General features: G+C 69.6%; 9 protein-coding genes. 7 read left to right on the plus strand and 2 right to left on the minus strand.

Going from position 1 to position 15,302, the window contains the following annotated elements; genetic code table 11:
* Positions 1 to 2 precede the first annotated feature (2 nt).
* Both hpnD and MKD50_RS01445 read right to left on the minus strand, forming a co-directional pair.
* Positions 3 to 866, minus strand: coding sequence for a presqualene diphosphate synthase HpnD (gene hpnD, locus MKD50_RS01440; protein WP_252666153.1), 864 nt, complete (start codon positions 864 to 866; stop codon positions 3 to 5).
* Positions 867 to 1,087: 221 nt separating this feature from the next.
* A complete protein-coding gene (locus tag MKD50_RS01445) occupies positions 1,088 to 1,291 on the minus strand; it encodes a cold-shock protein (protein ID WP_010810931.1) in 204 nt (67 codons plus the stop codon).
* Positions 1,292 to 2,398: 1,107 nt separating this feature from the next.
* Between MKD50_RS01445 and MKD50_RS01450 the strand changes: the two genes are divergently transcribed.
* The 7 genes from MKD50_RS01450 (at position 2,399) to pelG (ending at position 15,289) form a co-directional block, all read left to right on the plus strand.
* Positions 2,399 to 5,164, plus strand: coding sequence for a bifunctional glycoside hydrolase/polysaccharide deacetylase family protein (locus tag MKD50_RS01450; RefSeq protein WP_252666154.1), 2,766 nt, complete (start codon positions 2,399 to 2,401; stop codon positions 5,162 to 5,164).
* On the plus strand, positions 5,127 to 9,206 hold the full coding sequence (locus tag MKD50_RS01455; protein ID WP_252666155.1) for a tetratricopeptide repeat protein: 4,080 nt from the start codon (positions 5,127 to 5,129) through the stop codon (positions 9,204 to 9,206). The genes MKD50_RS01450 and MKD50_RS01455 overlap by 38 nt, the downstream gene beginning before the upstream one ends.
* Positions 9,207 to 9,273: 67 nt before the next feature.
* Positions 9,274 to 9,840, plus strand: a complete 567-nt coding sequence (locus MKD50_RS01460; RefSeq protein ID WP_371925259.1) for a penicillin-binding protein activator LpoB — start codon at positions 9,274 to 9,276, stop codon at positions 9,838 to 9,840.
* A gap of 65 nt (positions 9,841 to 9,905) precedes the next feature.
* Positions 9,906 to 11,345 carry a PelD GGDEF domain-containing protein gene (locus MKD50_RS01465; RefSeq protein WP_252666156.1) on the plus strand — a complete coding sequence of 480 codons (1,440 nt, stop codon included), beginning with the start codon at positions 9,906 to 9,908 and terminating at the stop codon, positions 11,343 to 11,345.
* A complete protein-coding gene (locus tag MKD50_RS01470) occupies positions 11,338 to 12,324 on the plus strand; it encodes a tetratricopeptide repeat protein (RefSeq protein WP_115702019.1) in 987 nt (328 codons plus the stop codon). Before MKD50_RS01465 ends, MKD50_RS01470 begins: the two co-directional genes overlap by 8 nt.
* Positions 12,321 to 13,916: a GT4 family glycosyltransferase PelF gene (gene pelF, locus MKD50_RS01475; RefSeq protein ID WP_252666157.1), complete on the plus strand. Its 1,596-nt coding sequence runs from the start codon at positions 12,321 to 12,323 to the stop codon at positions 13,914 to 13,916. The genes MKD50_RS01470 and pelF overlap by 4 nt, the downstream gene beginning before the upstream one ends.
* A gap of 2 nt (positions 13,917 to 13,918) precedes the next feature.
* Positions 13,919 to 15,289: an exopolysaccharide Pel transporter PelG gene (pelG, locus tag MKD50_RS01480; RefSeq protein WP_115702015.1), complete on the plus strand. Its 1,371-nt coding sequence runs from the start codon at positions 13,919 to 13,921 to the stop codon at positions 15,287 to 15,289.
* The last annotated feature ends 13 nt before the right edge of the window (positions 15,290 to 15,302 follow it).

Here is a 15,302-nt window from a genome sequence, read left to right on the forward strand (position 1 = left end):
GCTCAGACAATGGCGTGGCGCAGCATGATCCAAAGCAATTGCGCGCGCGGCAGGCGCACGCGCTGGCGCGGCGCCCGCCAGCCCTGCGCGCACAGCCGCGCCAGGATGCTGTGGTAGACCTCGGCCATGATGCGCGGCGAACGCACCTGGCGTGCCGGGCAGCGCGCCATGATGGCCTCGGCCTGCTCGTAGTGGGCCTGCGCCTCGCGCGCCACGGCTGCGCAGGCCTGGCCCAGTGACGGATGCGCGGCCACGGCTGCGGGCGTGGCGGTCGCGATGCCGGCCGCCGCCAGCGCCTCGGCCGGCAGGTAGAGCCGGCCGATGGCGGCATCCTCGTCGATATCGCGCAGGATATTGGTCAGCTGCAGCGCACGGCCCAGGTGGTGCGCCAGCGCAATTCCGCAATCCGTCTCCATCCCGAACACGCGCACCGCCAGCCGGCCCACCGCGCTGGCCACGCGGTCGCAGTACAGGTCGAGGGTGGCGGCATCGGGGGCGCGGATATCCTGCACCACGTCCATGGTCATGCCGTCGATCACGGCGAGAAAGTCGGCCTGCTGCAGATTGAAGGCGCGGATCTGCGCGCACAGCGGCTGCAGCGGCGCGGGCGGGTTGCCGGCGTAGCAGGCGCCGAGGTCGCGCCGCCAGGCGTCGAGCGCGGCCAGGCGCTCGGCATGCGGCGCGCCGCCGTCGGCGATATCGTCGACGGCGCGGCAGAACGCGTAGATCTCGAACATGGCCTGGCGCTGTGCGGCTGGCAGGATGCGCAGCGCGGCATGGAAGGAACTGCCCGACGAGGCGGCGGGACCTGCCTGGCCGCCGACGGCGGCACGGCTGTCTGAAGCTGCGATCTGAGTACCGGCCACGTAACTCCTCGACACGCTGCTTACCGTCCCGCGCCGGCCGCGCGGCATTGGCGCGCACGGGCCCGGGAGGTGGTTGTAGGTCGGGCGATTATAGCAATTTCACCTGCAACGGCGCGGCTGCAACCGTGCTCCAGTACGGCGCACCTAAAACAAAAAGCCCCGCAATGCTGCGGGGCTTTCGTGCCGGCTGGTCCGTCGGACCAGCCCGGGCCTCACCGGTATCAGAGGGCCTGGATCTTGGTGGCTTGCTCGCCCTTCTGGCCCATGGCCTTGACGTAGCGCACCTTCTGGCCTTCCTTCAGCGACTTGAAGCCATTGCCTTCAATTGCGGAGAAGTGCGCGAACAGATCGTTGCCGCCTTCATCCGGCGTGATGAAGCCGAAGCCCTTGGCGTCGTTGAACCACTTAACGGTACCGGTTTCCATGTCTATCTCAACCTTGAATTTCAAAATGAGCGAAAACGCTCGTTATACACCGTGTGCAACGCACCCAGCGGATCTCTTTTATGTTCCCCGCCAGCGCATTCCATATGACTTCGAGATGTCGCTGTCGTGACAACCGAAATCGTCAGGAACGACAACACCAAATGACACACCGAATGGGCGCTGCACAAGTGGGAATCATTCTGCCGAATTTTCCCGATGTGTCAATCAGGCTAAGCGCCTAATCATGATGAGAGGTTCCGACAGGAGATATTAGCGTTTTCTACTTCAGTACCGGTTCAGTGAATTCCCTGATTTTTTATTGGCGCGTTTGCCTGTGTGTGCACCGCAGTCGGGCCGCGTGCCATGTTGTCGTGCATAATCGGCTGCCGCCCGCTGCAAGCTGGTGCCATCTTTTTTACAAATTTTTACGGCACCTTTCCTACCGCGTTCGGGTGAGGCCAGGCCGGCGCCGATATAACATTATGCGGATAAACCACAATACCCGTGACAGCCGGCAGGTCATCCATGTCAATACATGAGTCAATGGCCTGCATGCGCGTCCATACATAAGAGAATGAACACAAGGATTTCATGTCGTGGCAAACGGGCCTGTCCGGAAATCCAGTAACGGACAGCGACGTCGGCAGGCGTAGCGCGGATCCATCTTTCCCGGCGTCCCGGCCAGCGCAGGTGGCGGAACCATCTGTCAGGAAGGCAGCCGTTAACGTGCAAGCCAGTTCATTGTCTCCTTTTCGGGACAATTGTTGACAATACGGGTCCGGCGCCTGCTCTAGCATGCGGAGGCCGGATACCATCGGACTTCTCCGAATTGACGGTCAGAACCAGGCCCACGCGGTCCCGAACCGCCTCTAAAATGTCTGGCACCGTGCACTTCGGGTGCGCAAAAATAAAGGAAAGAACGCTGTGAATCGACTGGGGGAAGCGCAAGGCAGCCGGCGCGGCCGGGGTGGCCGCACGCCATGCCGGCCCGGATGGCTGGCCTGGCTAAGGCATCTGGCGCAGTGCGCTGCGCTGGCGCTTGCCCTTGGAGCGGTCGGGGCCGCCGCGGCACAGCCGGCGTCCGGCGCTGCGGCAGCGGCTCCGGCAATGCCGTCGATCGCGCTGCACTACGGCGCCAAGCCGCCGGTCGACGCGCTGCAGGCCTTCGATATCGCCGTGGTCGAACCCGACAGCGGCTTCGACCCGCGCCAGGTCGCAACGCCCTCGACCGCCTGGTTTGCCTATGTCAGCGTGGGCGAGGTGCTGGAAGGCCGCCCGTATTTCAAGGACATTCCCAAGCACTGGTTCGTTGGCCGCAACGACGCGTGGAACGCGCCGGTGATCGACCAGGCGGCCGAGGGCTGGCCCGCCTTCTATGTCGACAAGGTGATCGCGCCGCTGTGGGCCCGGGGGTTCCGCGGCTTCTTCCTCGATACCCTGGACTCGTACCAGCTCGCCGCCAAAACCGACGCCGAGCGCGCGCGGCAGGAAGCCGGCCTGGTGCGCGTGGTGCGCGCGATCAAGGCGCGCTACCCCGACGCCCGGCTGATCTTCAACCGCGGCTTCGAGATCCTGCCGCAGGTGCACGGGCTGGCGTATGCCGTCGCCTTCGAGTCGCTGTTCCGCGGCTGGAACCAGGCCCAGGGCCGCTATGTCGAGGTGCCGCAGGCCGACCGCGACTGGCTGCTGGCGCAGGCGCGCACCATCCACGAGCAATACCGGCTGCCGGTGGTGTCGATCGACTACTGCCCGCCGGCGGACCGCCGCTGCGCGCGCGACACCGCGCGGCGCATCCGCGCGCTGGGCATCACCCCCTATGTTGCCGACCCCGGCCTGCAGACCATCGGCATCGGCAAGGTCGAAGTGCTGCCGCGGCGCGTGCTGGTGGTGCAGGAGCGCGGCCCGGGCGTGGCGCTCGACCAGTCCGAGGGCGTGCGCTTTGTCTCGATGCCGCTCAACTACATGGGCTACCGCGTCGAGTTTGCCGACACCAGCGAGGAACTGCCCGAGATCGGCCCGGACCGCTATGCCGGCGTGGTGATGTACCTGACGGGCAAGATCACGGCGCAGCCGGGCCGCTTCCACACCTGGGTGCAGGCGCGCATGGCGCAGGGCATGCCGGTGGTATTCCTGAACGACTTCGGCACCAGCGTGAGTGGCGCGGTGGCGCGCGGCTTCGGCCTGAAGGCGGTCAGGGGGCGCGTGTCGGGTCCGGTCGAGGTGCTGGCCAAGGACCCGATGATGGGTTTCGAGATGCCGGTGGCGCCCGACCGCAACCAGGCCGAGGCGATCCAGGTGCCCGATGGCGACGGCTTCCGCACGCTGCTGCGCCTGCGCTCCGGCACGCTGACCTATGACGCCGCGGCCATCACGCCGTGGGGCGGCTATGTGCTGGGGCCGTATGCGGTGCACGAGAGCGGCATCGGCACCGCCGACAGCCGCTGGGTGGTGCAGCCGCTGGACTTCCTGCGCGAGGCGCTGCGCCTGCCCGCGATGCCGGTGCCCGACGTCACCACCGAGAACGGCCGGCGCCTGCTGACCATCCATATCGATGGCGACGGCTTTGCCTCGCGCGCCGAGATTCCCGGCGGCGGCTACTCCGGCGAGGTACTGTTCCGCGAGATCTTCGATCGCTACCGGCTGCCGATGACCATGTCGGTGATCCAGGGCGAGATCAGCCGCGACGGCATGTACCCGAAGCTCAGTGCCCAGCTCGAGCCGATCGCGCGCAAGATCTTCGCCCAGCCCTATGTCGAGGTGGCCAGCCATACCTTCTCGCACCCGTTCGAGTGGGCGCGCACGGTTCCAGCGCAGGGTGGCAACGCCGCGGTGGGCGCGGGCGACGAGGCCTTCCACCTGAGCATCCCCGGCTACACCATGGACCTGAACCGCGAGATCGGCGGTTCCATCGACTACATCAACCGCAACCTGGCGCCCGCCGGCAAGCCGGTCAGCCTGCTGCTGTGGTCGGGCGACTGCCAGCCGCCGGCCGAGGCCCTGCGGCTGACCGACCAGGCGCGCGTGTTCAACATGAACGGCGGCGACACGCTGATCACGCGCAGCAATCCCAGCTGGACCGCGATCGCGCCGCTGGGCATCAACAAGCCGGGCGGCACCTTCCAGGTGTTCGCGCCCAACCAGAACGAGAACGTCTACACCAACCTGTGGCATGGCCCGTACTACGGCTTCGAGCGCGTGATCGAGACCTTCGAGCTGACCGACCGGCCGTATCGCTTCAAGCCCGTGAACATCTACTACCACAGCTATTCCGGCACCAAGGCGGCGTCGCTGAAGGCGCTGCGCAAGGTCTATGACTACGTGCTGGCGCAGCCGCTGCTGCCGCTGCATTCGACCGATTACGTGCGCAAGGTGCTCGACTGGCAGGAGATGGCGGTGGCGCGCGAAGTGGGCGACGGCAGTGCCGGCAGCCGCGGCACGCAATGGATCGTGCGCGGCGACGGCAACCTGCGCAACCTGCGCTGGAGTGGCGCGGGCCTGCCCGACGTTGCCGCGGCGAAGGGCGTGACCGGGACCTCGCCGGCGCCCGGCGGTGGCGTCTACCTGCACCTGGACGGCGGCGACGCGCGCTTTAACGTGCGCGAGGCCGCGGCCCCGGCGCCGGCCACGCCGCAGCTGGCGGAAGCCAGCGGCATCGTGCGCGACTGGTCGCAGCGCGACGGCGTCACCCGTTTTGCCTTCAGTGGCTATTTCAAGCCGTTCTTCCGCCTGGCCAACGCCGGCCACTGCCGCGTCAGCGTCGATGGCAAGCCCGTGGCGGCCGTGCGCGAACGCAACACGCTGCGCGTCGACACCGCACCCGTGACCGATCCCAATCATGTCAGGCAACAAGTCGAAGTCCGCTGCGCCGGCTGAGCGCGAGCGGCTGCTGCCGCCGACGCTGGTGCTGACCTTTACCGCGATCGTGGGCATCGGCCTGGCGCTGATGTTCCCGCGCGAAACCCTGCGCGACCGGCTGCTGGGGCAGGGCCGCACCATCGACGGGCTGACCATGGCCTATCTGGAGGCCTGGTGGAAGGTCACGCCCGACGATCCCGCCTTCATGGGCGTGCTGGCCGAGCAGTACGCGCGCACCGGCCGCCTGGAAGACGCGCAGGCGATGCTGGAGCGGATGCAGGCGGTGCAAGGCACGGACCTGTCGGGCCAGGTGCTGCGCACGCGTATCGAGATCGCGCAGCAACGCGCCTGGGCCGCGCTGCCGGAAACGGCCGAGCGCGAACAGAACCTGGCGCAGCTGCGCCGCCTGCTCGACCAGGCCGCCGGCCGCCGCTGGAGCGTGGCGGAGCTGCAGGCGCTGGCCACGCAGGCACGCCAGGCCGGCGCGGATGCCGCAATGCGCCGGTTCTATACCGCGCTGGCGAGCCAGGATCGCAACAACGCGGCATTCTGGAACCGCCAGCTGGCGGAGATGGCGATTGCCGGCGGCGACTACCGCGACGCCGCCAACGCACTGTTCGCGCAGCAGGGGGCCGCGACCACGCTGGCCGAGCGGCGCGCACTGTTCCTGAAGGCGGTGCAGACCCTGCAGTCCGGCAACCTGCTGGACGAGGCGCTGGCGCAGGCCGAGCGCCACGGCGGCACGCTGCTCGACGACCCCGAGGTGCTGCGCTACCTGACCCGGCTGGCGCTGGCGGCCAACAAGCCGGAGCAGGCCAGCCGTTATGTCGAGCGGCTGCTGAAGGTGTCGGCGCGGCTGCGCGGCACCGGCCATGCGGAACCGGCCGCGCTGGCCGCGCACGAGGACGAGGTGCGGCGCATCGCCGCCAGCCAGCCGTGGCGCGAGCGTGGCGTGGTGTTTCTCGACGGGCCGCGCGGCCTGGCCTTGCGCGAGGCGCTGGGCGCTTCGGGCCAGCTCGGCGTGCGCAGGATCGCGGCGCAGCAGGCCGCGCCCGCGCAGCCCGAGGATACGAAGTTCAATGCCGACGACTACGAACTGGCCTATCGGGTGTTCCTGGCCGCGGGCAAGCTCGACCAGGCCCAGCGCGTGGCCGAGACCGCGGTGCGCCGGCTGCCGGGCGAGCCGGTCTGGCGCGAGCGGCTGGCGCAGGTGGCCGAATGGAACCGCCAGCCGGCGGTGGCACTGAAGAGCTGGCTCGACTATGCCCGCGCCACCAACGACGAGCGCGCGTGGGACGCGGTGATGCGGCTGGCGCCGGGGTTGTCCGACGATCGCGCCTACCTGGCCGCGCTGCGCCACCGCGCGGGCGGCTCGGACCTGAAGACGGTGGACGAGGTGGTGGCCACCTACGAACGCCTGGGCGAGCCGGAAGAGGCCATGCGCTTCCTCGAAGGCCTGAGCCGGGGCCCCAAGGCGCGCGACATCATGGAACGCCATGCCGCGCTGGCCGAACGCGCCGGCAAGGACGAGCGCGCCTTCCAGCTCTATACGCAGCTGCAGCAGCGCTTCGGCCCGCGCCCGGGCTACGCGCTCAAGCTGGCCAACCTGCTTTATGTGCGCGGCCGGCTGCCCCAGGCGCTGGACGCGATGCTGCCGGCGCGCGCCGCGACGGGTCCGCGCGACCTGCTGTTCTGGCGCACGTTCACGGAGCTGGCGCGGCTCAACCAGCGCGACGACCTGCTGCAGGACGGCTATCGGCATCTGATGATGGCGACCGCGCAGACGCGCGACGAGCACTGCCGGCAGCTGCCGGAGGGCCCGGCGCGCAGCGACTGCCTGGGCCAGGTCCGCGCCACGCAGGCAGCGGACTTCTCCAACCTGATCGCCTACTACGACAAGACCCCGATCGACGCCGGCCGCATCGCCGAAGCCGACTGGCGCCGCAGCGCCAGCCCGGCGTCGCTGGAGCTGGCGCTGTACTACTACACCCGCGCCCGTGCCTACCGCCGCATCGAGCGGCTGCTGCAGGACATGAGCGCGGAGCAGCGCCGCGCCGCCCGGCAGTCGGGCCGCTTCCTGATGCGGCGCGCCGAGTACTACCGCGTGACGGGCCAGCGCGAGCAGGCCCTGGCCGACCTGCGCCATGCCGCGGGCTTGCCGGATGCCGACACCGAAACGCTGGCGGCGCTGCTGTGGACGCTGGTCGACCAGGGCACAGATACCGAGGTGCGCGCGCTGATGCGCCGCCTGCAGGACCAGGCCGAGGACAATCCCGAGCTGTGGGGCGCCTTCGCCGCCGGCCATATGCGCTTCCACGACGGGCGTGCGGCGTTGCATTACCTGCGCAAGCTCAACGACGGCCAGAGCGCCGATCCGCTCTGGCTCAGCCTGCTGGCCGATGCCTATGAAGCCGTCGGCCAGACCGACATGGCCTGGCGCGTGCGCCGGCAGGCGTGGATCGACCTGCATCGTGGCTGGGCCCGGCGCGGCGCGGGGGATGCGCGCATGCGCCCGGACCATGCCGATGGCGACGAGGAGCGCGAGAATGCCTCGGGCGCGCCGTCGCGCTCGGACCTGCGCCGCCAGACCGTGGCGCTGGGGCAGATCTTTGCCTCGGGCGAGGTCTCGCGCGCGCTGGTGATCCAGATGCTGCGCGCCGACCGCGCTTCCACGACGGTGCGCGAACTCAGCCCGCCGGGCGCGGCCGCGCCGTCGCAGTTGGGCGAGATCGAAGGAATGCCGCCGCTGCGCGAGCCCGTCCCCGCCGAGGTCGTGCGCGACGCAGCGCGGCGCGAGGCCGCATTGTCGGCCGCCGGCCGCGATGCGGCGCTGGCGTGGGCGATGTCCGCCGAATCGAACGAACTGGCGCGCGCCTGGCTGGCGCGCCAGTACGCCAGCCGGCTGCAGCGCCCGGCGTATGCCGAGGTGGCGATCGCGCTGGACCGGCAGGACCTGAACAGCCTGGACCGCATCCTCGAGCGCCAGGCGGGCCGCGTGCCGCTGGCGAGCCAGATCGAGGGCAACCAGCGGCTGGACCGCCTGGGCGCGGCGCAGACGCTGGCCTTCGAAACCCAGGAGCGGGCCCGCTCCGACGACGCGCTGCAGGAAACCCTGCGCGACACGCTGCTGTTCAACGCCCAGGCGATCGAGCCGCGCGTGCGCTTCATGCACCAGAAGCCGCTGGAGTTCACCGAAGGCAGCCTGGCCGGCGGCGTGCGGCTGTGGGATGGCTATGACCTGAACCTGCGCGGCACCTGGCGCGACCAGCGCAGCACCGATCCGCGGCAGCTCGCCAACGTGCCAGCGTCGGACCGGAGCGCCGACCTGTCGCTGGGCTACCGCGACAGCAACCAGCGCTGGCGCGCCACCGCGGGCTACCGCGAGGGCCTCGACACCATGGCCACGGCGCGCTTCTTCGGCGAATGGAACCAGCAGGGGCGGCTGCAGTTCAGCACGCTGGCCGGGCTCAACCAGCCGGCGGACGAATCCGCGCCGCTGCGCGTGGGCGGCGCCAAGGACGTGCTTGGGCTGGGCGCGACGTGGCGCTTCAGCCTGCGCGAGTTCGTCGGCGCGCGCATCGAGTACAGCCGCTTTCGCGGCCAGGATCGCAGCACGCTGGGCCGCGGCATGGTGTATGACGTCGAGGCCGGCTACAAGATCCGCACCGCGTATCCGGACTACACCGTGCGCGTGGTCGCCACGCACGCCAGCTACAGCACGCAGGGCGGCAGCCTGACGCCGCGCCAGGCCGCGCTGGTGCCGGCCGGCGATGCCGCGACGCCGGCGTTCTACATGCCGCAGGGCTTCACGCAGGCTGGCGTGCTGTTCGGCTTCGGCACCGAGCTGCTGGACGAATACACCCGCAAGTGGCGGCCGTTCGGCGAAATCGGGTTGTTGCACGACACCCGCGCGCGGCAGAACTTCCGCGTGCAGGGCGGCGTGGCGGGCTCGGTGTTCGGCAACGACCACCTGGCGCTCTATGTCTCGCACGAGACCGCGGCGCGCAATGGCGGGCGGCCGATGACGGAACTGGGAATGCGCTACCGCTGGCTGTACTGAGCGCGCGGCGCATGGCGGGACAGGCGGGGCATCAACAGATATGGCAATACGGAAAAAGGGGATGAACATGAACAAGCAAGGCACGGGCATGACGGACAAGACGGTGGCGAGGCGGCTGGCGGCATGGTGTGGCGCGCTGGGCGCGGCGCTGTGGCTGGCGGGCTGCGCGGTGACGGACGTCGGCCGCGCGCCGGCGCTGGCGCGCGGCGAGACCATCGCGGTGCTGCCGATCGTCAACTACACCGAGACGCCGCAGGCCGGCCTGCGCGCCGAAGCCATCGCCGAGAGCCTGCTGAAGACCGGCGGCGTGGCCAGCCTGAAGCGCTATCCGGCCGCGCTGAACCCGGAAACGCTGTTCGAGCCGGCCGAGCGCGAGGCGGTGGGCAAGGCGCTGGAGTGGGCGCGCGCCGAGAAGGCCCGCTATGCGCTCACCGGCGCGGTGCAGGAATGGCGCTACAAGGTAGGCGTGGACGGCGAGCCGGCGGTCGGCATCTCGCTGCAGTTGCTCGACGTGAGCAGCGGCGAAGTGGTGTGGTCCGCCACCGGCAGCGACAGCGGCTGGAGCCGCGCCTCGCTGTCGGGCACCGCGCAGAAACTGCTGCGCCGCCTGCTGGCGCCGCTGATGCAGGGCTGAGGTGAGGGTGGCGTTTATCGGCACGGCGCCGCGCCAGCGCGGCGATGGATGGTTGAGGCAAGGGGATGAGCGTGGCCAAGACGGCTGACAACACCTATCGCGCGCGGCAGGGACAGGGCATCGGCCTGGGCGGGCGCTATGCGCGCCTGCTCGCGCCCGCGGTCACCGGGCCGGCCGCCGTGGTGGAACTGGTAGTGGCAATGCTGGCCGCGCTGGGGCTGGCCTGGCTGGTGCTGCCGCAGAACCCGCTGCTGCTGGGCATGGGCTTTCCGTGGGCCTGGCTGTTGCCGGTGATACTGGCGCTGCGCTACGGCACGCTGATCGGCGTGGGCAGCGTGCTGATGCTGCTGGGCGCCTGGTATGTGTACCACCAGACCGGCGTGATGCCCGGCCCGTTCCCGCGCCTGTTCTTCCTGGGCGGCCTGCTGCTGGTGCTGGTGGCGGGGCAGTTCGGCGATATCTGGGGCACGCGCCTGGCGCGCGCGCGCGCCGTGAACCGCTACCTGGACGAGCGCCTGGCGGCGCTGACCAAGAACCACTACCTGCTGCGCATCTCCCACTCGCGCCTGGAAAACGACCTGCTGGCGCGGCCCACCACGCTGCGCGACACCCTGTCGCAGCTGCGCGGCGTGGCGCTGGAAGAGGCCGCCCGCGGCGGCCACGTGCTGGCCGGCGCGCGGCCGGTGCTGCAGGTGGTGGCGCAGGCCTGCCAGGCCGAGGCGGCCGCGCTCTACGCCTGCGATGGCGAGCGCGTCGCGGCCGAGCCCGCGGCCAGCATCGGCCCGGCCTTCACGCTCGATCCCACCGATCCGCTGGTGCGCCACTGCCTGGACACGCGCCAACTCGCCCACCTGCGCGCCGACGGCCTGCAGCACGATGCGCGCACCCGTTACGTGGCGGTGGCGCCGGTGCTGGCGGGCTCCGACCACCTGATCGGCCTGCTGGTGGTGGAGCGCATGCCGTTCCTGTCGCTCAACTACGAGAACCTGCAGATGCTGATGGTGCTGCTGGGCTACTACGCCGACGGCGTCGAGCATGCCGGCGCCACCCGCACCATCCTGGCGGCGCTGCCGGCGTGCCCGTATCCGTTTGCGCTGGACTATGCGCGCTTGTCGCGGCTGCAGCGCGAGACCGGCATCGACAGCTCGGTGGTGGTGCTGGTGTTCGACACCGATCCCGAGCGCGATGCGCTGTTCGAGCAGGTGGTGCGCAGCCGGCGCGCGCTGGACGTGGCCTGGCCGCTGGTCAATCCCCACCACCGCGCCATGCTGACGCTGATGCCGCTGTCCGATGCGCAGGCCGTGGCGGCCTATCTGGTGCGTATCGAAGACATGCTGCGGGCGCAGTTCGGCACCGATTTCACCAGCGCCGGCATCGGCGTCTACACGCTGGCGGTGCCGGCGACCGGCGCCGAAGAGGCGCTGGTCAAGCTGCTGCGCCGGGCCCAGGTGGACGGCACGGCGGCGCGGTCGACACCGGCGGCCGGGGAAGCGCCCCATGTTTAAGCTCGGCGCCGGCGGCCTGGCCGCCCAGATCGCCGCGCTGGCGCTGCTGGCGCGCGCCGGCAACAGCACTGCGCTGCTGCTGGCGTTCCTGGGCACGCAGGCGGTGGCCGCGGCGCTGACGGCGCTGCTGCTGTGGCGCCTGCTGCCGCGGCGCATGCGCGTGCCGTTCGCGTGGAGCTACGGCTTCCTGGCGCTGTTCTGCTTCTTCGTGCCGCTCGGCGGCGCGCTGGTGTGCGTGGGCAGCTATCTGCTGTCGAAGCTGTTCCCGCGCCGCATCGACACCAGCGGCATCGGCACTGTGGGCCTGCCCGAATTCGTCACGCACCTGATGTCGCGCGTCACGCATGGCGGCGGCGCGCGGCTGCGGGCGCAGCTGGGCAATGCGCACGCGCCGCTGCCGGAGCGCATGACCGCGCTGGTGGCGATGCAGTCGATGCCGGCCCGCACCGTCAGCCCGGTGTTGCGCGAGCTGCTGGCCGACAGCGCCGACGATATCCGGCTGCTGGCCTACGGCATGCTGGACGGTGCCGAGAAGCAGCTGACCCAGCAGATCCTGGCCGAGCTGCCGCGGCTGGAAACCGCCTACAGCCCGAGCGAGCGCGCCGAGATCAGCAAGCGCCTGGCCGACCTGTACTGGGAACTGATCTACCAGAACCTGGTGCAGGGCGACGTCTACCGCTATACCGCCAGCCAGGTCGAGCGCTACGCCAGCGCGGCGCTGTCGCACGACGACAGCATTGCCTCGCTGTGGTACATGCGCGGACGCCTGGCACTGGCGCGCAACGCCCCGCGCGAGGCGCGCGCCTGGCTGCAGCGCGCCGAGGCGCTCGGCTTCGCGCGCGAGCGCGTGCTGCCGCACCTGGCCGAAGCCGCCTACCTGGAACGCGACTACGCCGCGGTGCGCCAGCTGATGGCATCGTTTGACAGCCCCTCGCCGCTCCCGCTGGTGCGGCCCCTGCTGCGGTACTGGCAATCATGAGCGAGATTTCGTTGAAAGCGGCGTCGGCCGACGTCATGCTGCTGCTCGAAGGGACCTTCCCGTACGTAAGCGGCGGCGTGTCGAGCTGGGTCAACCAGATGATCCGGGCGTTCCCCCAGCTGCGCTTCGGCATCGTCTTTATCGGCAGCCGGCGCGAGGACTATGGCGACATGGCCTACCAGCTGCCGGCCAACGTGGTGCACCTGGAAACGCACTATCTCTATGACTTTCCGCCGCCGCCGCTGGCGCAGGGCCGCGGCGGCGACGCGAAGGCGTTCGACGCCGCCGACCGCCTGCACGACCTGCTGCGCGAGCCGGGCCGCGAGGCCGAGGCCGGCGCGATGATCCGCGAACTGATGCCGGCGCTGCGCGAGGGCGGCGCGCTGGGCGAGGACGCATTCCTGTACAGCCGTCGTGCCTGGCAGACCATCACTGACCAATACCGGCGCTTCTGCACCGACCCGTCCTTCACCGATTACTTCTGGACCGTGCGCATCATGCACAAGCCGCTGTGGCAGCTGGTGCGGATTGCCGACGGGCTGATCCCGGCGCGCGTCTACCACACGGTCTCCACCGGCTATGCGGGCTTTCTGGGCGCGCTGCTGCGCCACCGCAACCAGCGCCCGCTGCTGGTGTCGGAGCACGGCATCTATACCAAGGAACGCAAGATCGACCTGTTCCAGAGCCAGTGGATCCGCGACAACCGCAATGTGTTCGAGCGCGACATCTCCCAGATCAGCTATTTCCGCGAGCTGTGGGTGCGCTTTTTCGAAACCCTGGGCCGGGTCTGCTATGACGCCGGCGACGACATCGTCGCGCTGTACGAAGGCAACCGCCGCCGCCAGGTGCAGGACGGCGCGCCCGAGGCGCGCACGCGCAGCATCCCCAACGGCATCGACCTGCCGCGCCTGGCGCCGCTGCGCGCGCGGCGCCAGCCGGGGGTGCCGCCGGTGCTGTGCCTGATCGGCCGGGTAGTGCCGATCAAGGACGTCAAGACCTTTATCCGCGCGATGCTGACGGTGGTGCGCGAATACCCCGAGGCCGAGGGCTGGATCGCCGGCCCGGAGGACGAAGACCCCGAATACGCGCGCGAATGCCGCAGCCTGGCCGAAAGCCTGGGGCTGGGCAAGAAGGTGAAATTCCTCGGCTTCCAGCGCATCGACGCGCTGCTGCCGCAGGTGGGCGTGCTGGTGCTCAGTTCGATCAGCGAGGCGCTGCCGCTGGTGGTGCTGGAAGGCTTTGCCGCGGGCGTGCCGTGCGTGACCACCGACGTGGGCTCGTGCCGCGAGCTGCTGTTCGGCCTGCCCGGCGCGGACGCCGCGCTGGGCCAGGCGGGCGAGGTGGTGCGCATCGCCGACCCCGCCGCGCTGGCCGCGGCGGCGCTCGGGCTGCTGCGCGAGCCGGCGCGCTGGCAGGCGGCGCAGGACGCGGGCGTGGCGCGCGTGGAGCGCTACTACACCCAGGAGCGCATGGTGGGCAGCTACCGCGAACTGTATCAACGGCTGATGGCGCAGCCCGATGGCGCCGGGCATGACGGACCAGCACGGCACGGCGGCAATCCCGCGCGCTGCCCGGTCCACGGAGGAGCCTGAGCATGGCCGGGATTGGATTCGAGCTGCGCAAGATGCTGCGGCGGGACAACCTGTCCGGCATGCTGAGCGCCTACGCGTATGCCGGCATCATCAGCTCGGGGCCGTGGATCCTGTCGATCGTCGGCATCCTGCTGATCGGCATGCTGAGCCTGCCATTCGTGGTGCCGGGCACGCTGATCACGCAGTTCCAGGTCTCGGTGACCTACCTGATCGCGGGCAGCCTGATCCTGACCGGGCCGATGCAGCTGTCGTTCACGCGCTTTACCTCCGACCGGCTGTTCGAGAAGCGCGACCACCTGATCCTCAGCAACTACCACGCGGTGGCGCTGCTGGCCACGGTGCTGTCGGGCGGCATTGGCGTGGCGTGCGCGGTGTTCAGCTTTGGCGCGCAGTCGGTGCTGTACCGGCTGCTGATGGTGGCGGGTTTCGTGGTGCTGAGCAATATCTGGATCGCCGCGATCTTCCTGTCGAGCATGAAGCAGTACAAGGCCATCGTCTGGACCTTCCTGCTGGGCTACGCGGTCTCGGTGGCGGCCGCGCTGGGGCTGCGCGGCTACGGCATGGAAGGGCTGCTGGGCGGGTTCGTCGCGGGCCAGCTGTGCCTGTTGACCGGCATGGTGACGCTGATCTACCGCAACTACACCAGCCGCCAGTTCATCTCGTTCGAGGTGTTCCGGCGCCGCTATGCCTACCCCAGCCTGGTGGCGATCGGGCTGCTCTACAACCTGGGCATCTGGATCGACAAGTTCATGTTCTGGTACGCGCAGTCCACCGGCCACCAGGTGATCGGGCCGCTGCGCGCGTCGATCATCTACGACATCCCGGTGTTCCTGGCCTACCTCGCCATCATCCCCGGCATGGCGGTGTTCCTGGTGCGCATCGAGACCGATTTCGTCGAATACTACGACGCGTTCTACGATGCGGTGCGCGGCGGCAGTTCGCTGGAGCATATCGAGGACATGCGCAACACCATGGTCCAGACCATCCGGCTGGGCCTGTACGAGATCGTCAAGGTGCAGGCCATCGCCGCGCTGCTGCTGTTCGCGGTGGGCGTGTGGGTGCTGCGGCTGCTGGGCATTTCCGAGCTGTACCTGCCGCTGCTGTACGTCGATGTGATCGGCGCCAGCCTGCAGGTGGTGCTGCTGGGCGTGCTCAACATCTACTTCTACCTGGACCGGCGCCGCGAGGTGCTGCTGCTGACCGCGCTGTTCGTGGTGCTGAACTGCGCCCTGACGCTGGTGACGCTGCAACTGGGACCGGCCTGGTACGGCTATGGCTTCGCGGTGTCGCTGCTGGTGGTGGTGGCGCTGGCGCTGGCCATGCTGGACCACAAGCTCGAGCGGCTGGAGTACGAGACCTACATGCTGCAATAGCGCGTGGCAGGCA

Source organism: Cupriavidus mimosae (assembly GCF_023952485.1).
Taxonomy (GTDB): Bacteria; Pseudomonadota; Gammaproteobacteria; order Burkholderiales; family Burkholderiaceae; genus Cupriavidus; species Cupriavidus taiwanensis_C.

Coding starts and splice junctions, on each gene's coding strand:
- MKD50_RS01470 (WP_115702019.1), top strand. CDS start 11,338: ATGTTTAAGCTCGGCGCCGGCGGCCTGGCCGCCCAGATCGCCGCGCTG.
- MKD50_RS01465 (WP_252666156.1), top strand. CDS start 9,906: ATGAGCGTGGCCAAGACGGCTGACAACACCTATCGCGCGCGGCAGGGA.
- pelG (WP_115702015.1), top strand. CDS start 13,919: ATGGCCGGGATTGGATTCGAGCTGCGCAAGATGCTGCGGCGGGACAAC.
- MKD50_RS01460 (WP_371925259.1), top strand. CDS start 9,274: ATGAACAAGCAAGGCACGGGCATGACGGACAAGACGGTGGCGAGGCGG.
- MKD50_RS01445 (WP_010810931.1), bottom strand. CDS start 1,291: ATGGAAACCGGTACCGTTAAGTGGTTCAACGACGCCAAGGGCTTCGGC.
- MKD50_RS01450 (WP_252666154.1), top strand. CDS start 2,399: ATGCCGTCGATCGCGCTGCACTACGGCGCCAAGCCGCCGGTCGACGCG.
- pelF (WP_252666157.1), top strand. CDS start 12,321: ATGAGCGAGATTTCGTTGAAAGCGGCGTCGGCCGACGTCATGCTGCTG.
- MKD50_RS01455 (WP_252666155.1), top strand. CDS start 5,127: ATGTCAGGCAACAAGTCGAAGTCCGCTGCGCCGGCTGAGCGCGAGCGG.